The organism is Verrucomicrobiia bacterium (assembly GCA_035946615.1).
Classification (GTDB): Bacteria; Verrucomicrobiota; Verrucomicrobiia; order Limisphaerales; family UBA8199; genus DASYZB01.
The window spans coordinates 39673-57522 of sequence record DASYZB010000010.1 but is presented as its reverse complement, the minus strand read 5'-3'; the positions used below and the strand labels follow the sequence as shown (position 1 = coordinate 57522).

Sequence of the window (17850 nt, the reverse complement as noted above, 5' to 3'; positions counted from 1 at the left end):
TTGGTGTTTTCCCTGTTGGCGCAATCGGGTCGTGGCGCTCTGCCTTTGCCTGTTGATGCTCCCGTTCGCGGGCTGCCGGCAATCCGCCGCGCCGACCAAGCCGAGAATCGCTCTGGTCATGAAATCGCTCGCCAACGAATTCTTCAGCACGATGGCTGAAGGGGCGAGACAGCATCAAGCGGCACATCCTGAGGCATACGAACTGATTATCAACGGCATCAAGAATGAGACCGACCTGGGGGAGCAGGTCAACCTCGTCGAACAAATGATTGCCCGCCCGGTTCAGGCCATCGTGATCGCCCCTGCGGATTCCAAAGCTCTCGTGACCGTATTAAAGCGGGCCAAAGAGGCTGGCATCCTCGTGGTCAACATAGATAACAAGCTGGATGCGCAGACGCTCAAGCAAGCGGATCTTAATGTGCCTTTTGTGGGGCCGGACAATCGGGCGGGTGCCCGCAAGGTGGGAGAGGCGATAGCGCGCCGGCTTAAGCCGGGCGATCAGGTCGGCATTATCGAAGGCATTCCCACCGCTTTCAACGGCCAGCAACGCCGGTTGGGCTTCGAGGATGCCATGAAGGCGGCCAATATTGAAACTGTCAGCACACAAAGCGGCAACTGGGAGATGGACATGGCTAACACGGTAGCGACAGCGATGCTCAGCGAACATCCCGAGCTTAAGGCCATTCTCTGCGCCAATGACAGCATGGCCCTTGGAGCAGTGGCCGCCGTACAGGCAGCAGGCAGGAACGGCAAAGTGCTCATAGCCGGTTTTGACAACATCAAGGCGATTCGCCCAATGCTTGCCGACGGGCGCGTAACGGCCACCGCCGACCAGCATGCCGACCAACTCGCTGTCTTCGGCATCGAGGCGGCGCTTAAAATCCTTAAAGGCGAAGCGCCCCCCGCCGATCAAACCACTGAAGTGGATTTAATCACCCAGACCAATCTCACACTGCAGTTACCGGGAGGTTCCAACTAACGCTCCCATTCTATGCCCTCACCCCCCAAACTGTTGAAAGTCAGTAATCTCAACAAGAGCTATAGCACGCCGGTGTTGACCGATTTCAGCTTTGATTTGCTGCGTGGCGAGGTCCATGCGCTGGTCGGCAGCAACGGGGCGGGAAAATCCACTTTCGCCAGGATTTTGTGCGGACTGACTCAACCCGGCAGTGGAGAGGTCCAACTCGAAGGGCGGCCCTACTCGCCGAGGTCCAAACGGGACGCCGAGCAAGCCGGCGTCATCATGGTCATGCAGGAACTCAATGTCATCGGCACGCTCACCGTGGCCGAGAACATCTTTCTCAGCCGATTACCGCGCCGGGCCGGCTTTGTGCGATTCGGTGAATTAAGCAAAATGGCGCAGCAGGCCCTGGCGCGGGTTGGCTTAAAGAACCTGGACCCGACAGCGCCGGCCCATCACCTGGGAGTCGGCCAGCAACAGTTGGTTGAAATCGCCGGCGCGCTGGCCCAAAACTGCCGGGTTATGATCCTGGATGAACCCACGGCTGCATTGACCGATCCCGAGATCGAACGGTTGTTTGCCAATGTGCGCAAGCTTCAGGCGGAAGGCGTCGGAATCATCTATATCAGCCATCGCATGGATGAAATCCGCAGGATAGCCAACCGAACAACGGTCTTGCGCGATGGCCGCCGAGTAGCGACTCATCTCGCCGCGGAAGTCACTGCAACCGGTTTGGTGCGCGACATGGTCGGACACGATCTGCCGGAGCGCAAGGCAGTGGGCGAGCGCGTCACGGGCGCCACAGCCCTGCGGGTGAGCCATTTGCGCGCTGGTGGGCGGGTCCAGGATGTCAGCTTTGAAGTGCGCCGCGGGGAAATCCTGGGCTTGGCCGGTCTCATCGGCTCGGGAAGGACCGAGACCTTGCGGGCCATTTTCGGAGCGGATGCCAAAGATGCAGGTGATATCTTCCTCAATGAGGATCAAAAACCCGTCACAATCCGGGACCCGGTGGATGCCGTTCGCGCCGGGATTGGCATGGTCCCGGAGGACCGCAAGGCCGATGGTCTGCTGTTGGGCCAATCGGTTCGTGTCAACACCACCCTGGCAACCCTGCCACGCCACACTCACGCGGGTGGCTGGCTGGACCGGCGCGCCGAAGGCCAAACAGCAGATTCTTTCTGTGGCCGTCTGGCTGTCCGTTGCGCCTCTCCGGAGCAAATCGTTTCCGAGCTGAGCGGGGGCAACCAGCAGAAGGTCGTCATCGCACGCTGGCTGGCGCGGGATTGCCGCGTACTCCTGTTCGATGAACCAACGCGCGGAATCGATGTCGCGGCCAAAGACAGCATTTATCAACTGCTCGGTGACTTGGCTCAAGAAGGCAAAGCCGTGGTGGTTGTTTCAAGTGAATTGACCGAATTAATGGCTCTCTGTGATCGTATCCTCGTCATGTCCGCTGGCCGGATTGCAGCCGAATTCTTGCCAGGCCGGTGGTCACAGGAGGTTATCACCCGCGCCGCATTCAGCGGGTACCTGGACGAGGAAAAACAAACCTGATCAACAGCCGGCGACGGCTCTGATGGCAAAGCATTTTGGCCAAAACGCGGCACTGCTCTTCATTTGGATTGGGCTGTTGCTCCTGTTTGGGGCCCTCAGCGAAAACTTTCTCACGACGCGGAATCTGGCGATACTAGCCAACAACATCCCGGCCCTCACTGTGGTCGGAGTGGGCATGACCTTTGTTCTGATCATCGGGGGCATTGATCTTTCGGTCGGTTCGGTGCTCGGATTGGCGGGCGCTGTTCTGGGTGTGGCCATGAGCGATTGGCATTCACCATTCAGCGCGGCCACAGCACTCTGTCTTGGAGTTGGCCTGGCCGCCGGCATTTGTAATGGAGCGCTGAGCGTGCGTTTGAGTATTCCGTCATTCATTGTCACATTGGGGATGCTCGAAATCGCCCGAGGGCTTGCGTATCTCACCACCCACTCGCAAACCAAGTACATCGGCGAGTCAGTTACCGGGTTGGCGGGGCCGTTGCCTGTCGTCGGCTGCTCCGCTGCCTTCCTGCTGTCGCTGCTGATTGTAGGGGCTGGTCAAGTGGCCTTGACGCGGACACTCTTCGGACGTCATCTCATCGCCATTGGAACTAATGAGCAGGCCGTGCGTTTGGCAGGCATCAATCCGCGTCCGGCCAAGATAGCTGTTTTTGCGCTTTCAGGATTGCTCAGCGCCTTGGGAGCGGTCTTCTACACTTCCCGTTTGGGTTCGGCAGACCCTAATGCCGGCGTGGGCCTTGAACTCTCAGCTATCGCAGCAGTTGTTATCGGCGGCACCAGCCTTGCCGGGGGGCGCGGCTCGGTGGTGAACAGCTTCTTTGGAGTGCTGATTATCGCGACCCTGCAGGCCGGCCTCGCCCAGCTCGGGATATCCGAGCCGATAAAACGTGTCGTGACTGGCGCAGTCATCATTCTCGCCGTCATTGTCGATGCCTGGCGAACTCGGTTAACCTGTCGCAAATTGCCTTTTCTGCGCGCGTTGCTCCCTTAAGGATCGAGCAGAATCAACCTCGGTGCTTGGATGGATTTTCGTGGAGCGTCGAGCGCGCCCGGGGCGCTTTCCAAGCCCGCACGCTCTACGGCTCTGACGCCGATTGCGAACGTAGGCGCGTCAGAGCCGACGACGCCAAAGACGTCCCTCATACCAGCCCACGGCAACGCCGTGGGAAACGCGGTGCAGGTGGATGGTTGCAGGCCAACGGCCCGCTTTATAGATGGTTCTATAAGGCAGACCGTTGGCCTGCAGACGCAGCGCGGGCTTCTTTTCCCAGGGCGCTGGCCCAGGGCTGGTATAAAAGAGGCCTTTGGCCTCGGTAGTATTTCGCATATCCCGCGGTTGTCCTTTTTTGGTTGCCGGCTGTAAGGGCCGAGCCCAAATCCTTTTTTCCATTCCCTCTCCTGGGCTGGCTGTGGTATCCTGAGCGGCGTTCGCCCTGCGGTTGTGACCCATGAACACACCCAAGCCCATTCAAAACACGGCTGGCCGCGCACTCTCTCCTTTTTGGCTCCTGTTCATCCTTTCCGGCCTGAATCTGTTCAACTATCTGGACCGCTACGTCGCTTATCAGATGGTTGAGCCAATCAAGGCCTATTTTCATCTCACCGATAGCCAGGCGGGCCGCATTAATACCGCTTTCATGATCGGATATTTTCTCACCTCCCCATTCTTCGGCTATTTGGGCGACCGCATGACGCGCAAGTGGTTGATTGCCGCCGGGATTTTCGTGTGGAGTTTGGGGACGGTCCTCACGGGCCTGGCCGGCGGCTTTGTGGGTTTGCTGGGCTTTCGGATCATGGTCGGCTTAGGTGAGGCCAGTTACGCCACCATCAGCCCCAGCTTGATCTCGGATGCCTATGGCCCCGCGCGGCGAAATAATGCCCTGACCATTTTCTACGTGGCCATTCCGTTAGGCGCTGCCCTTGGCTATCTGATCGGCTCCCAAATCGAGGCGGTCTGGGGCTGGCGCTATGCCTTTATCGTCGCGGGCGTGCCCGGCTTGCTGCTGGCCGCCAGCCTGTTGCCATTCCGTGACCCGGAACGCGGCCAGTCCGATGAAGGGCAGGGCAGGGGAGCCAACAAGCCCGGTTGGGCCGGCGTTTTCAAACTCCTGCGCCTGGCTGATTTTAATCTCGTCGTTTGGGGCTATGTCGCTTACACGTTCGCCATGGGCGCCTTCGCCTTCTGGGGGCCAAGCTATCTCAATCGCGTTTCCGGCATGAGCCACAAACAGGCGGGCGCTTACTTTGCCGCCTTAACCGCAGTCGCCGGCCTGGTCAGCACCTTCGCTGGCGGGTTCGCTGCCTCCGCATGGCGCAAGCGGAACCCGGCTGCTTACTCCCTCACTCTGGGCATCTCCACGCTGGCCGCCGCTCCCTTCGCCACCTGGGCCTTTCTGGGCGGAACCAGGACCGCCCTCCTGCTCGGTTTGGCGGGGGCTATCCTGCTGTTGTTTTTGGGCACCGGCCCCGTCAACACACTCATTGTGGAAACCGTTCCTGTGAATCTCCGCGCAAGCGCGATGGCCATGTCCATCTTTATGATCCACCTCTTCGGCGATTTCTATTCCCCGGAAATCACGGGTCGCTTGTCTGATGCATTCGGCCTGCATCGCGCCGTTCTCATCCTGCCACTGGCTCTGCTGATCGGCGGCAGCCTATGGCTTGGGCTTGCCCTCAAAACCTTGCGCTCCGCAAAACATCGTTCCAATTGATATTAGTCACATTTTATTTGATTCGACTTTCTACGCCGTTTTCTTTAGGCTCAGGAGCAATCAGAACTAATCAAATACAGAAGGACGGAGTTACTTATGAAAAAAAGCCGGTCGAGTTGCCTGTTTGGAAAGCAGATAGTAGCGTTGGCCGTAGTGGCCCTCGCGGCATTATTGGCCGCAGGATGTGTGAGCACGTTCAAAGAGGTCAAACCCCTGGCCAGCGGTGCGCCGCCAAAACAGAGACCCTCCGCCCTGGCCTTGGGTGAACTCCAAATTACCGATGCGCGTCTTTCCGAGCCCGAAAAAAAGGTAATGGCCCACGCATTCCAATTGGGCGTTGAGAAATGGTGCGCAGAGCATAAATCGTTTGATGTCCTCAGGGACGTTCCATCCACCAATGTCCCGCCTGGGGCCATTATCCTCAAAGGCGCCATCACCCAGGTGGAGAAGGGGAGCGCCGCTGCGCGGTTTTGGGTCGGAATGGGAGCGGGTCAGCAGCGTGCCGTCGGGGAGTTCATGATACACTCCAGCGATGGCACAAAACTCACTTCATTCACGGCGCGCAAATCGTATTTGGGCGGCTCGGGTATCGGCGGTTGGGACATGATGAAGTTGGAAGACCTGATCGATAAGCTCGGTCAACTGGTCGCCGAAACAACAGACAAATGGGTCAGAGGAGAAAGGATTGAATAGTATGAAAAAACGCGCATTCACGCTTCTTGCGGCCTCAGCGGGGCTGCTGCTCGCAGGTTGTCTGGTCACGTCCGTCTGCCCTTATTACACCACCAAAGACCTGGTCTTCGAACCCGCCCTGGTCGGCGACTGGCTCGAGGTCGATGATAACTCGAACAACACATGGAAATTCCAGAAGAGCGAGCCTCAGGCCTATCGGCTGATATTAGTCGAGTCGCAAAAAGCCACCGTCATGAATGTCCATGCCTTTAAACTGCAAGACCAACTCTTTCTGGACCTTGCCTCGATCGATACCGATGTGCGGGTCATTCCACCGCATTACTTGCTCCAGGTAGTCGGCTTCACTCCCACCTTGAAGCTGGCCCAATTGGACAACGATTGGCTCAAAAGTTATTTGGCAAAACACCCCCACCCCGTTGCGCATCACCTGGTCCAAAGCAGCGACAATCCCGATGACCTGCGGGTAGTCTTGACAGCCAGCACGTCCGACCTGCAGAAATTCGTGCTCGAACATCTCAAAACCAAAGACGCCTGGACCTCTGCTGTCGAACTCAAGCGCGAAGCGGTTTCCAGCGCCCAACAACAAGCTGGAAAGTAGCTCGTCGATTTGGAGGGCCGAGTTCCACAAGGCCCCTCACAAAACGCCTGGCGCCGCCGGAGCGGGGCGGTCCAAGCGCAAAATCTCCCGCTCGGAAAAGGAAATGAGTTATGAAATCAGAGCGGGTTAATCAAATCGAACAGGAACCAGCAGCCATTCGTCTTCGGCCTGGCGGCGTTAGTTTGAGGCGCGCCATCGCTTGCCTCATCGTCACTCTCGCCACATGCGCCCTTTCGGCGGTGGCGGGCTCGCCTGAAGCTGGAGGCAAAAAGAGCGTCAAGTTTTACCAAGGAAACGCTTACATAGGCGGCTCCATCGAAGCGCCATTAGCCTTGGACCCAACGGACCCGGCCTTTCCGCAAGAGCTCCTTCAGACAGTCACCGCTGTTTATATGCAGATCGTTGCATCGGATCCGCCGGCGCGCATGGCGGGCCTGGCCGGCGAGATCGCGGCTGCCAAGCCCGATATCGCCGCGCTGGAAGAGGTCTATACCATCGAGCAAGCGCCGGCCACAGCCCAGGGGCCAGGTCCTTTCACGGTGGCCTACGATTATCTGCAACTCCTGACCAGCGCACTCGAAGCTAAGGGCGCCCATTACAGAGTGGCCGTTGTTTCAACGGAAATGGATGTGACCATGCCAATGATAGCCAACCTCAATCCCTTGCAACTCGCCTATGCCCGCGCCATCGACCATGAGGTTATCCTGGTCCGGACAGATTTGCCTCCGGGCTATTTGCGCGCTTCCAATCCCCAAACCGGCAAGTTCTCCACTTATTTGCAAATCCCCGCCCTCGGCCTCTCGGTCTATCGTGGCTGGTGCTCGGTAGATGCCTTTGTTCGCGGCGAGCGCTTCCGCTGCATCTGCACACACCTCGAAGATAATTCCTCCCCAGCGATTCAAGAAGCACAAGGACTGGAATTATTGGCCGGCCCCGCACACCTTGGCGGCCCAGTCGTTATCGCCGGCGATCTCAATGCCGATCCCCTGGACCGCACTGAAACATCCACTTACCACCCTTTCATCGCCGCGGGCTTTAAAGATTCCTGGCTCACCCTGAATCCGAGTGACCCCGCAGGCGGCCTGACATGGGGGCATGATCCCAACCTGGCTGATCCGACAACTCAATTTGTCTATCGCATCGACTTCGTGCTCTATCGCGGGAACGAATTCACGCCCGTTGCGGCGCAGGTCCTGGACCCCATGCTCAGCCTGGCTCAGCCCCCGCTCTGGCCTTCGGACCATGCCGCGCTCACGACGACATTCTTCCTCGGCAATCCCAAAGCCATTCAAGGCAAAGCCGGCCTCAGCAGGAGATAGCTTCCAACCAGGAGCGCCAAAAGAAACTGAGCCGGGTCAACCGGATCCGGCCTGCGGATTGCAAACAGAAGCGCAGAGGCTTTCCGCCTCTGCGCGCGGGCATTCATCGTGTAGTCAACGGCCTGCTCGATGACCCTTATTTTAACGCAAAGGCGCGAAGCCGCAGAGACGCAGACACCAGTGGATGGCCCGAGCCTACGCCTCATTAAATAAAGCTGTTGGAGCCGCCGAAATAACGCGTCTGAGCCCCTGGCCCGGCCCGCGTCCAGTTCCCTGGCCGTCTCTGCGTTAAAACCCTTACGCCGAAGCCACCGGCTCGTACTCGTGCTTGCGTGTAATGCCGGGCGCCGGAATCGGGTATCTCCCGTTCTTATCCGACACCAGCGGGGCAGGGGACTCGAACGTAAACTTGTCCGCCCCGGGCGCGAACTCCTGATCGCAATTGAGCATGTCCTCAAAGCTGATTTCCTGGCCCGTGTGCGCCGCCATTCGGCCCATGCTCGATGTCACGCTGGCTTTGACCCCCCGCTCGACTTCGTTGTAGGGCTTGTCGTTGCGGATGGCCTCCAGCAGGTCATTCCATTCGTTCTCATATGGGTCCTGCTGGCCGGCGATCTCCTTGGCCTGCCAGATCATCTCCGAGCGCTTGGGCGCCTGGGTCTTGAACGTCATCGAAGGAAATCCGCAGTCATTGGCATGAGACACAATCGCCATGCCCTTGCTGCCTTGGGCGTAGCTGGAATAAATGTCGTTGCAGCCGTTCATGCAGCGGCCGTCCATATACATCTTGGTGCCGTCCGCAAAGGTGTATTCCACCGAATAAACGTCGAAATTCTGATCCACGTAAGGCTCGCCTTCGGGATTGGTCTTGTAATGCTTGCCGCCCAGGGCCTGGGCCTTCACCGGCCAATCATTCTTCATCCAGCATAGGTGATCGATGTGATGAATGTAAAAGTCATTGAAACACCCGCCGCTGGCCCAGAGGAAACTATGGAAGTTGCGGATTTGCCACAGCAATTCGCTCGGGTTGCCCGGCCACTTGGTCACATAAGCCGACCCCGCCGGGCCGTGCATCCGGTAACCGCGCAGCAAAATGATGTCCCCAATCTCTCCCCCATGAAGCCGGTCCGCCAGCTCCTGGAACGCGCGGCTATGGCGCGACATCAAACCCACCCCAACTTTAAGGTTCTTTTTGATCGCCTGCTCCGCCAGGTCCAGCATCCGCTTCGAGGTCGGACCGTCGGCCGTCAACGGCTTCTCCATAAACACGTTCAGCCTCTTTTCAATCGCATAGGTAAAATGCACCCAGCGAAATGCCAGCGGCGTCGTGAAAATCGCAACGTCCCCTGGCTTCAGGCAGTCCATCGCCTTGCGATAAGCATCGAAGCCGATGAATTTTCGCTCCTGCGGCACATCCATCTTAGCGGCATGGCCTCTGCTAAGATTCTCATAGCTGCGGTTGAGGCGGTTTTCAAAAACATCCGCCATGGCCACCAGCTTGATTGGGCCGCCGCTCGTCTCCAAGGCGTTGGCCGCGGCGCCTGTCCCGCGCCCGCCGCACCCGATTAACGCAACCTGCAAGGCGTCTCCTGAGGCGGCATGGACGTTCGGCAAGGTCACTCCAGCCAGGGCCGAGACTGCAGCTAGACGGCCAGTCGTCTTGATAAACTCCCGGCGTGAGGTATTCGAGGATTGGAAAGATTCGTTCATAACCCAATGTTTCAGACGCCCGGGGGAAGTTGTCAATTCAAGAAAACAGCCTCACAACCAAAAAAGCGGGACAATGAAATCTTTGCAACGGCTCAACAGGTGCCCGGCAGATCGAACAATCTTTCCAGAATTTCAGCTTTGAGCGATGGGTGCCACCGTTCACTGGCACTCCCGGCAAATCCCAAAAAACTCCAGCCGGTGCGTCACCCCTTTGAAACCGTTTTTGGCCGCAATCCGCTTTTCCATCAACCCTGAAAAACATTCCTCGATCTCAACTACTCGCGCGCAGTGGGTGCAAATCAAGTGATGATGATGCCCGTCCCCGCCGTCGCCAATCAGCTCGAATCGAGCGACGCCGTCCCCAAAATCAAAGCGCTTCACCATCCCTATCCCCTCGAGCACGTGCATCGCCCGGTAAACTGTGGCCAAATCGCATTGCCCGCGGGGCAGGGCGACCAGCACCTCCCGGTTTGTCAGTGGATGCGAGTGCTTTCGCAGAATCTCCAGAACCGCCTTGCGCGGCCCGGTGATCTTCCGCGCGTGACGCCGCAGGCGCTCCGTCAAGGCCGACATGGTCTTTGTCCGTGGCATATCGAAATGACGTGGTGATTCCAATTTGGGCATTTAGGCCTTTAAATGAAAATACAGAATCAACGCGGCAATCGCGCTGAAACCACTGGCAAAACTCCCCAGCACCAGTCCCTTATGGTGCTTGAAAATCTCGCCCAGCACCGCATGCAGCGCAAGATAAAGAAATCCGCCACCCGCATTTGCCAGCGCAAGCGCCAGCCACATATTCGACACATCGTGCAGGGCAAACCACCCCAGCAACCCGCCCAAAATCGTTGTGGACTCCACCGCTGTCACCAGCCACAGCATCCTGGCTCGCCGAAATCCGCCCCCCAGCAGCAGCGCCCCCAGCGCCAGGCCCTCCGGAAACTTATGCACGCAAATGGCAAAGGTGACAGACAAATCAACCGCCTCGCTCTCTTCGTGGCCCACCGCCAGCGCCAATCCATCCACCGTGCAATGAATCGCCAGCGCTATCATCATCGCCAGCGCGAACTCCGCCAGATGATGCGTCGTTACATCATCGAAATGACTGGCCGCGCATGCCGGGCAGATATGAAAAATGTATTTGCTCACCACGGCGAACAGGACATAACCCGACCCAACCCCCAGGACAAATTGCCACCAACTCAAGGCCTCCAGGCATTCCGGGGCGATCCCGCAGACCGCAACCCCCAATAACGTCCCCGCCCCCAGACTGATAAAGGCGCAAAGCTGCTTGTGCGTCCGCGCCAGCAACGCGCTGAACGCCCCGCCCGCCAGCGCAATGGCAAAGGCCGCAAAGATGCGGATTAAAACAGGGGTTATCATGCGCTCAATTGCAAATCATTTGCATTTAAGTTTGCCTCAGTAATCTCTCCAGTGCAAATGGAAATTGTGGGTTGTGCGGACCTTTAGGGACCTTTAGGGCGTGTTTTGAAAATAGTCGGCTCTTCCTTTCGTCCTCGTCCTCGAAGCCCCTGGAAAATCGAGGATGAGGAGAATGGTGTCAATTTTTTTGCCCTTCGCTGGCGACGGACCTGATGCAAAAGGAAGTTGTGCCGGCGCCTCGCACCGCGTAGCGGTGCCATGCCGGTGGCTGTGGGCCTCGGCCTACGGAAGAAGAGCCAACAAATCGAGGTTGCGTCGCGTAGCGACGCAGGACGCCAAAGGCGTCCCTCATACCGGCCCAGGGCCAACGTCCTGGGTACGAATGGCTATAATTCTGTTTGCAGGCCAACGGCCTGCATCATAGGCTCCCCAAGCCCTTTCGGAAGGACACTCAACATATGCCTCAATCACTCAGCCAGGGTACCGGGCAGCGGTGGGAGCTATGACGACACGGGCGTGGGTTGTTTTCCTCCTAATCGGGGCTTTGCTCCTGGTGGTCGCCCTGCCATTTTGGGTTCTTCGGTACCGGGTCGCCAAAAGTCGCGCTTTCTGTGACGCAGTTGAAGCCCTTCCACGCAGCGAGTTGGATCAGTTCGCATCCCGGTGTGATCGTCTGATGCGGCAACGGGGCGGCCCTGGGGCAGGGGAGGAGTCTATCGCCGATACCAACATTCTAGGCGAGTTTGCTTTGGCTGGGAAGAGACCATACGAGATCGTTCTGGATAAAGGCACCGTTGGCATCAAGTACATCGGTGGAAACTGGCGCTATTCTACTTTAGCTATTTGGGGAGAGGACTACTCTCCGAACGCCGACCCGATCAGGGTTCTGAAAATAATGTATGGTACACATGGGTGGCGGATCCTGAGCCAGCGTGAAGGCGGTCACGGCAAACAACAAACAACAAATGGATTGAGCCAATGACGAGCAGCGCGTTCACACGGGTCCCAATGATGTTTTAAAGACGCAAGATTTCGCGGACTTTACTGCGGATTTGTTGCTGGCGCTCCCAGGAAACCGTCCCAGTTTGGCTGTGCAGCGTCCGCTTATCAAGCACCCAAAGAAAGTCGCATTGGCAAGCGGTAGCGGCTCTAAACCCGTCCGCCGCGTCAAGCCGGACATCTGTGGAAATTGGCGGTCCTCGCAGCGTGTAACAGATTAGACCATTGCAGGCCTGATGCTTCGGGTTATCGAGCCGCTCCTGTCCGCTCAGCAGGACAAACCAATGATCAACGGCGAATCCTGGAACCTTCGCTTTCCAGATTTCCCATTGCCAAATCCTCATCGCTCCGGTTTCTGGATCAGAGCAGATAGCATCTTGTTCTCACTCTCGGCCCGGGCAGCGTCCTTGTAAGCGTCCGCGAAATAGCCCTCAGGCCTTGGAGCTTGGAATCGGCTCGTAACGCTTGGCAGCCCGGCACGGATAGCAAGCCGAATTACAGTAGCCGGCTTTTCCCTGACCAGCTCCGCCGCTTTTTCCACCTCAGCGGCAAGGTCTTCATCCAAGTCAACTGAACGCTTCATGGGTTCAATTTGCACCTTTTAGGTGCCTTGGCAACCCTTTTTGCGCATGGGCCCGACGCTGGCCGACGCCTTGTCCGCCGACCTGCGGCCGCTCCGCCGTCCTCGATGTCATATTCGAGGATTCGGACCGTGTAGCCCGTGGAACTCACGAAGCCCTATGAATTTCGCAGTGACCGTCTTCCACCAGATCGCTTCCGGTTCGGGCTATCATGCAGACTGCCCCGCGCTCGCGCCAATTGGCCACTAGGCGCAGCGTTTGACGGTAAGAGCGAAGGTTGGGAAGGTTCACGACAAAGACGGCTTCCGGGCGCAATTTGGCATTCAGCACAAGGTCCAGATCATCCAGCCGGCCTTCGGCCCAGGCAAGGGCATCGGCGGCGGAGACCGGCAGGACGCAAGGCAGCTTTAATGCAACAGGGTTTTGAGAAACCTCAAGGGCTCCCGGAACCGGACGCTTATCATGGCCGTTCCCCGCCGTGACCGCCCAGGACGCCGTTTGGACCTGTTGGCTTTGCGCAATTTGGACTTCATTTTCCACCTAGCAGACCGAGGATTCCGCCTTTTTGGTATTGTGCCTGGTATTGCTGGTAAAGCTGGTAAGCCTTCCAGAGGCCGTAATAGAGGCCGGCCATGCCCAGCAGGATGAGCACCAGCATGATGATCGAAGCGGTGGCTTGGCGTTGGTTCATTTGAGCTTCTTCCAGAGCCACCAACCGACAAAGCCCGCCAGAGCCAGCATGGCAAGCCCGAGGGCGTTAATCTTGCCCGAGAACAGGTCCTTAACGGCCTGAGTAACCAGGCTCAGTGCTGAGCGTAGAAAGCTCATCGCCTGAGCAACCAGCGTTCGTTGACCAGCTCAGAGAGCAGTTTGCCCGCTCGGTAACCCCAAGGCAGCGCTTTCTTCTCCAAGCCGTTCACCAGCGCGCGCAGCTCTGCTTCAGTGGCTGGCAAGAAGCCAGCGGCCGCCGGTTTCTTTTGGACCAAGGCGGTAAGCTGTTCAACCTGGTTCTTAAGCGTGCTGTTCTCGATTTGCAGAGCGGCATTCTGAGCCAAAAGGTCGTCAGCCTCTTTCTCGAGCAGCTGCATCGGATCAGAAAGGACGCGGATTGCCGCTATACTCTCGGGAATCTTGCCGGGGCTGATGGGGACGGGCTGGCCTGGCGCCAGTGCAGGCGGCGGCGTTGAAGTTTGGGTTTCGCTCATATTTTTTTACTTTGTTTGGTTTGTGCCGAAGACATCCAGCTCCCCGAGGTGATCGAGAATCCGAAGCATGGTCGCATCAGGCACAAAATAGCCATCCACGCAGGCCGTTACGTTGGTTCCTCTTGGGAGCCGCTGAACGGTTGTCGTTGGGTCAATGACCTTGACCTGCGGGTGGAGACAGCCGGTTAAGCCGGCGGTCAAGCAGATCGCCAGCAGAACCATTGGCAATCGCCTGCCGGTTTTGGTCGCGTGCATTTTGATTTTCATTTCTCGGATCGTCCACCTTGGCGGCGCGCCGTTTCATCTCCCAAAAGAGGATGGAGAGCAACGCGCCCGCCAGAGATAGAAAGCCAGTGAGCATTGGTTCAATGGGGCAATGCAGAAAAGCTGTTGGTATTGGGAGGCCTTTCAACTCCGGGCGATCTGTCGTGAGCGCCCCAATAAACCCCCATGGCCAGGCCCAGCGGGGCAGTAGCGATGCGCTCAACCACTTTGCAGCCGCTAAGCAGCAAGCAGAGTCCAGTCAAAAAGCATAACCGTTTCATGCGGCTTTGGTTTTGAAGGCCTCGAGCTGCCGTGTAGATGGCCACGGCAGCGCCCATCACGATATTGGCATCGAATGGGAGTTGCTTGCCGGTGACCAGCGGATAAACGCCGTTGAGAACCACGACGCCGGCAGTGAGCCAGAATTCCGTGGTAGCGTAGCCGCTTTTGATCGAGGGCAGGGCAGCCTCCGCGTCCTTTATATCCGTGGCGATCTGGCTCACGGCGGCGGGGAGCTGGCCAGCGGCCGCTGCGGCGCCGCCTTGTTTGTAGGCCGTGAGGATTGATTTAACCAGCGTGGCAGTATCCACGAGGTCCTTGGCTGCGGCCTGGACGGCCGGCGCGTTGATTGCCGGAGCAGCCGGCGCTGGTATTGCTGTTTCTATCATAAACCGAATAACTTTTTCCAAACGATTGGGGACAAAATTGCTGCGATGCCGGAAGCACCGGCCACGATGCCGTCGCGGCGTTCAAGCTTGCGGATTCGCTTCTCCTTGTCGCCGTCATTAGCTATAAGCAGATCGACCTTTGTTTCGATGCGGACAAGCACAAGGCGTAAAGAGTCTTGCTGAGTCATTTTCGCGCGAACCTTCCTTTCAGCAGCTCGAGGCCGCCCATCCAGACGAACAGGGCCGCGGCGGCTCCGAGCCAGACCCACCAGGGAATTGCTTTGATTATGCCGCCTAAGAGAGTCGAGGCCCCCGAACCGACTGCCCCAACGACTTTGCCGGGCGCGGTCAGCACGTTGTCAAGGCCCTGCTTAGCCCCGGCCACGAATTCGGAATCCACGCTTTGAACCACGTCGCCCGCGCCCGTGCTGTTGTCCCCCGCCGCAATGTCGGCAGCGGCCTGTTCGGCATAGCCTGGCGGGACGTAACCGGCCGTTTGCAGCGCCTGGTTGACGTTGTTGATCTGCGCGTCGAGGGCGTTGCTCTGCTGCTGCTGGGCAGTCAGGTCGTACCCCAAAAAAAGTTTATCGAGTCCGAACCAGGCCATAATCAGTTTCCTCGAGAGCCGGCTATCTGCCAGTTGGACCCGTCGCTGATGAGCTTGGTGACGGTGTAAATGGCTCCGTTAGTCCACTTGCTGGCACCGGTGATCGTTTGGCTCAAAATAGGCAGAATCGCATTCGTGCCGGCGCTGGTGCAGGTGATCGAGACCGAATGTCCCGCGTTGGTGGCAGCGCTGCCGAGGGTGCAAGTATGGTTGCCGGCCAGGAAGACGTATTCCTCGAAGCCCTTAAGAGCCACATCGGCCGAGCTGGCAAGCACCGTAGAGCTTACATTTGTGGCCCCGGCCAGGTTGCCGACGTACTTTCCGAACACCAGATTTTCATTGCCGCTGAATGGGTCAAGCGTCAGAGTGAGGTTCACGTTGCTGCCCCCATTGGTGCTCGAGTAGAACTCAAACTGACTCCCGTTGCTTTCCAGGTCCTTTTGAAACTGCCAAAAGTGCTGCGAGGCGGACCCATTGCTGGCGATTTTGAAACGGGGCGGCGTGGTGTCGCCCGTGTTGAAGATTTGAACCGCCCAAGTGGGATTGTTCGTAATGTAAATCCCGTTGCAATACAAACTCACTTCGAGTTTTTTCCGCTCCGCTTTCTGCTGGCGAAGCAGCTACAAAGCATGGAGGCCTGCGAGGCGGACGCAAACGCCTGGACGGCCTTGTCCCAGGATCACCCGAGGCCATCGAAGCCGACCGGAAGAAAGATGCGCAGCGCAAGCGCAAGCAGCGTTCCCCAGAACCTCCGCCACTGCCGAGCGCCGCGGCTGTGGCTAACTCGCCTCAAGCGGCGCCTGTTGGTGCGGGCGGTGTGGCTTTTCCTCAAAGTCCTCCGCCTGTACCTTGGGACCCGGAGGAACTCAAACCGATCTGCGAACAGTTGATCCCGGCGTTGGAAGAGGGAATGGCCCTACAGGTTAGCAGCCGTGCGGAAAAGGCCAGGCTGCCCGGAGAGATCGTCCAGGAAATCCAGGATTCGGCTAAATGGCCGACTGTGGGCAAGCGCGGCCTCGAGATTTCAGCGCCGCGTGTGGCGGCCAAACTGCTCAACGCGACTGGCATCAGTCCCGAGTATAAAGACGTGGCTGTCCTGGTCAGCTCGCTGGCGCTCATCGGCGGACACCACGTCAAGCTCTTGCGCCGGCTCGATAAGCTGATTGCTTTGCAGAATCTCCAGCCTCCTCCAAAACAAGAACCACAGAAAGAGAAAGAAAAATAATGCACTACACCTTGCTCCTTCTGGCCCTTGGACCGGCTGAACCAGGGTGTGACTCATTGAGCAGATGGCCGATTACACCCTCGAGCTGGCCAACACGCTGATTGTCGGCATGTCCGGCAGCGGGAAATCCACCTTTGCCTATCGCTACCTGCTGAACGCGCCGGCTGCCTGCCGGTTCTTGTTCGATGACCTGGGCCGGGCTGCCACCCGGCTCAATCTCCGTCCATGCTACACGTCCGCCGAACTCGAGGCGGCGCTGGCCTCGAGATGGGTCATCTTTAATCCTGCCCGGATGTTCCCGGATGGCGACTACAAAGCCGCTTTCCGGTTTTTCTGCGATTGGGTGTATGCAGCGTCCCAACGCGGTCCGGGCAAGAAACTGGTATTGGTGGACGAAATCTGGCAATGGCAGGACCGCGAGGACATTCCCCGAGAGCTGGACAGGCTTGTCCGCCTTGGCCGTGAAGAGGACACGGAGCTTGTCTCCGCCACTCAGAGTCCGAGTTTGATTAATGCCTCCATTACCGGACAGTCCACCGAACTGGTCTGTTTCCGCCTTGATGAACCCAAGGAATTGGCTTGTGTCCGGCGATTGGGGGCCGATGCGGAGGCTGTCCAGGGATTGCCCTTGGGGAGTTTCCTGTCCTGGAATCGCCTAACCCGGACAAAACTGTCCGGGAAACTGTTTTAAGGAGCCTCGACGGCGAATCCGTCCGCCAAATTCTGGAAGTCCGTGGAATTGTCGGTTAGCAGGACGATAGCGCCGGCTTTCTTTGCAGCCGTGGCGTGCATCCAATCATGGACGTTCCCTCCCCGGACGCCGTGCTTGTCCGCCGAATCCAGTGCCGCTTGAACCTCTTTGGCGTCCAGCTCGACAAAATTCATGGTCTCCGTCAACTCGCGGACGATGGCGGACGCGTCGGCTGGATGGAATTGTCCGCCTAACCGTCCCCCCGTAAGGGCCGAAAACATCTCAGCAAGGGTGTGGGGCCTTGTCCATTGGTCCGGTTCCCGGACTAAGGACTCAATCCTGGACTCGAAAAAGGCGTCCAGCAACGCGGAGCTGTCCCAGTAACGCCTCATCTATCGTCCCGGTCTGCGCGAACGGCGGCCGCAATGATCTGGCGGGATGGCTTGAAGCCATCAGGAGGGCGCAGCCGGCCCTTTACTCGGAGCGGTTTAAGCCTGGGGATGGGCCTGACCGGCTCGAGCTTCCGTCCGCGTATCTCGCCGTCCTGGAAACGCCAGTCCACTTGGTCGTTTGGTTTCAGGCCGGCTGCTTCAACCACCTCGACCGGCAGGGTGGTCTGGCGCTTTTCGCGTAAAACTGTGGCGCTCATGGTGCAACTTTCCTACTAGCGCCTTCCTTTTTCAA

26 protein-coding genes are annotated in these 17850 nt (G+C 58.2%); 9 read left to right on the top strand and 17 right to left on the bottom strand.

Features of this window, described 5'->3' with window-relative positions; genetic code table 11:
• The first annotated feature begins 55 nt into the window (after window positions 1–55).
• From VG146_01885 to VG146_01875, 3 genes are read left to right on the top strand one after another with little or no spacing between them, the layout of a single operon-like run.
• Entirely contained in the window at window positions 56–979 is a 924-nt protein-coding gene (locus VG146_01885) for a sugar ABC transporter substrate-binding protein (protein ID HEV2391093.1), read from the top strand.
• A gap of 12 nt (window positions 980–991) precedes the next feature.
• Window positions 992–2515: a sugar ABC transporter ATP-binding protein gene (locus VG146_01880; protein HEV2391092.1), complete on the top strand. Its 1524-nt coding sequence runs from the start codon at window positions 992–994 to the stop codon at window positions 2513–2515.
• Window positions 2516–2537: 22 nt separating this feature from the next.
• Complete coding sequence (locus VG146_01875; protein HEV2391091.1) at window positions 2538–3506, top strand: ABC transporter permease; 969 nt, start codon at window positions 2538–2540, stop codon at window positions 3504–3506.
• A 120-nt stretch (window positions 3507–3626) separates the two neighbouring features.
• Here VG146_01875 and VG146_01870 read toward each other — a convergent pair whose 3' ends face one another.
• The gene (locus tag VG146_01870) at window positions 3627–3842 is read right to left on the bottom strand and encodes a hypothetical protein (GenBank protein ID HEV2391090.1); all 216 of its coding nucleotides are present in this window, start codon (window positions 3840–3842) and stop codon (window positions 3627–3629) included.
• Window positions 3843–3963: 121 nt separating this feature from the next.
• On the opposite strand from VG146_01870, the gene VG146_01865 reads away from it, so the two are divergent.
• The 4 genes from VG146_01865 (at window position 3964) to VG146_01850 (ending at window position 7836) form a co-directional block, all read left to right on the top strand.
• On the top strand, window positions 3964–5226 hold the full coding sequence (locus VG146_01865) for an MFS transporter (GenBank protein ID HEV2391089.1): 1263 nt from the start codon (window positions 3964–3966) through the stop codon (window positions 5224–5226).
• 96 nt (window positions 5227–5322) lie between these two features.
• Window positions 5323–5919, top strand: a complete 597-nt coding sequence (locus tag VG146_01860; GenBank protein HEV2391088.1) for a DUF4410 domain-containing protein — start codon at window positions 5323–5325, stop codon at window positions 5917–5919.
• A gap of 1 nt (window position 5920) precedes the next feature.
• On the top strand, window positions 5921–6517 hold the full coding sequence (locus tag VG146_01855; GenBank protein HEV2391087.1) for a hypothetical protein: 597 nt from the start codon (window positions 5921–5923) through the stop codon (window positions 6515–6517).
• A 110-nt stretch (window positions 6518–6627) separates the two neighbouring features.
• Complete coding sequence (locus VG146_01850; GenBank protein ID HEV2391086.1) at window positions 6628–7836, top strand: endonuclease/exonuclease/phosphatase family protein; 1209 nt, start codon at window positions 6628–6630, stop codon at window positions 7834–7836.
• Window positions 7837–8133: 297 nt separating this feature from the next.
• Here VG146_01850 and VG146_01845 read toward each other — a convergent pair whose 3' ends face one another.
• The 14 genes from VG146_01845 to VG146_01780 all read right to left on the bottom strand — a co-directional run bounded on the left by VG146_01845 (window position 8134) and on the right by VG146_01780 (window position 15831).
• Window positions 8134–9546, bottom strand: a complete 1413-nt coding sequence (locus VG146_01845; GenBank protein ID HEV2391085.1) for a Gfo/Idh/MocA family oxidoreductase — start codon at window positions 9544–9546, stop codon at window positions 8134–8136.
• 159 nt (window positions 9547–9705) lie between these two features.
• Window positions 9706–10137, bottom strand: coding sequence for a Fur family transcriptional regulator (locus VG146_01840; protein HEV2391084.1), 432 nt, complete (start codon window positions 10135–10137; stop codon window positions 9706–9708).
• A 33-nt stretch (window positions 10138–10170) separates the two neighbouring features.
• On the bottom strand, window positions 10171–10926 hold the full coding sequence (locus VG146_01835; GenBank protein ID HEV2391083.1) for a ZIP family metal transporter: 756 nt from the start codon (window positions 10924–10926) through the stop codon (window positions 10171–10173).
• 1016 nt (window positions 10927–11942) lie between these two features.
• On the bottom strand, window positions 11943–12269 hold the full coding sequence (locus VG146_01830; GenBank protein ID HEV2391082.1) for a hypothetical protein: 327 nt from the start codon (window positions 12267–12269) through the stop codon (window positions 11943–11945).
• On the bottom strand, window positions 12266–12508 hold the full coding sequence (locus tag VG146_01825) for a hypothetical protein (GenBank protein HEV2391081.1): 243 nt from the start codon (window positions 12506–12508) through the stop codon (window positions 12266–12268). Before VG146_01825 ends, VG146_01830 begins: the two co-directional genes overlap by 4 nt.
• Before the next feature lie 145 nt (window positions 12509–12653).
• Window positions 12654–13046: a hypothetical protein gene (locus VG146_01820; protein HEV2391080.1), complete on the bottom strand. Its 393-nt coding sequence runs from the start codon at window positions 13044–13046 to the stop codon at window positions 12654–12656.
• Window positions 13036–13197 (bottom strand): hypothetical protein, encoded by a 162-nt coding sequence (locus VG146_01815; protein ID HEV2391079.1) that lies wholly within the window; start codon window positions 13195–13197, stop codon window positions 13036–13038. The genes VG146_01820 and VG146_01815 overlap by 11 nt, the downstream gene beginning before the upstream one ends.
• A complete protein-coding gene (locus VG146_01810) occupies window positions 13194–13334 on the bottom strand; it encodes a hypothetical protein (protein ID HEV2391078.1) in 141 nt (46 codons plus the stop codon). Before VG146_01810 ends, VG146_01815 begins: the two co-directional genes overlap by 4 nt.
• Window positions 13331–13711 (bottom strand): hypothetical protein, encoded by a 381-nt coding sequence (locus tag VG146_01805; GenBank protein HEV2391077.1) that lies wholly within the window; start codon window positions 13709–13711, stop codon window positions 13331–13333. The genes VG146_01810 and VG146_01805 overlap by 4 nt, the downstream gene beginning before the upstream one ends.
• Window positions 13712–13717: 6 nt before the next feature.
• Window positions 13718–13978, bottom strand: a complete 261-nt coding sequence (locus tag VG146_01800) for a hypothetical protein (GenBank protein ID HEV2391076.1) — start codon at window positions 13976–13978, stop codon at window positions 13718–13720.
• A 98-nt stretch (window positions 13979–14076) separates the two neighbouring features.
• Window positions 14077–14643, bottom strand: coding sequence for a hypothetical protein (locus tag VG146_01795; GenBank protein HEV2391075.1), 567 nt, complete (start codon window positions 14641–14643; stop codon window positions 14077–14079).
• Window positions 14640–14831, bottom strand: a complete 192-nt coding sequence (locus VG146_01790) for a hypothetical protein (protein HEV2391074.1) — start codon at window positions 14829–14831, stop codon at window positions 14640–14642. The genes VG146_01795 and VG146_01790 overlap by 4 nt, the downstream gene beginning before the upstream one ends.
• Entirely contained in the window at window positions 14828–15250 is a 423-nt protein-coding gene (locus VG146_01785) for a hypothetical protein (protein ID HEV2391073.1), read from the bottom strand. The genes VG146_01790 and VG146_01785 overlap by 4 nt, the downstream gene beginning before the upstream one ends.
• 2 nt (window positions 15251–15252) lie before the next feature.
• Complete coding sequence (locus tag VG146_01780) at window positions 15253–15831, bottom strand: hypothetical protein (protein HEV2391072.1); 579 nt, start codon at window positions 15829–15831, stop codon at window positions 15253–15255.
• A 194-nt stretch (window positions 15832–16025) separates the two neighbouring features.
• Here VG146_01780 and VG146_01775 point away from each other — a divergent pair, with 194 nt between their 5' ends.
• Both VG146_01775 and VG146_01770 read left to right on the top strand, forming a co-directional pair.
• Complete coding sequence (locus VG146_01775) at window positions 16026–16475, top strand: hypothetical protein (GenBank protein ID HEV2391071.1); 450 nt, start codon at window positions 16026–16028, stop codon at window positions 16473–16475.
• A gap of 64 nt (window positions 16476–16539) precedes the next feature.
• Window positions 16540–17166 carry a hypothetical protein gene (locus tag VG146_01770; GenBank protein ID HEV2391070.1) on the top strand — a complete coding sequence of 209 codons (627 nt, stop codon included), beginning with the start codon at window positions 16540–16542 and terminating at the stop codon, window positions 17164–17166.
• On the opposite strand, the gene VG146_01765 is transcribed toward VG146_01770, so the two are convergent.
• Window positions 17163–17558 carry a PIN domain-containing protein gene (locus VG146_01765; GenBank protein ID HEV2391069.1) on the bottom strand — a complete coding sequence of 132 codons (396 nt, stop codon included), beginning with the start codon at window positions 17556–17558 and terminating at the stop codon, window positions 17163–17165. The two genes, VG146_01770 and VG146_01765, sit on opposite strands and share 4 nt — an antisense overlap.
• On the bottom strand, window positions 17555–17815 hold the full coding sequence (locus VG146_01760; protein HEV2391068.1) for an AbrB/MazE/SpoVT family DNA-binding domain-containing protein: 261 nt from the start codon (window positions 17813–17815) through the stop codon (window positions 17555–17557). Before VG146_01760 ends, VG146_01765 begins: the two co-directional genes overlap by 4 nt.
• Between the last annotated feature and the right edge of the window lie 35 nt (window positions 17816–17850).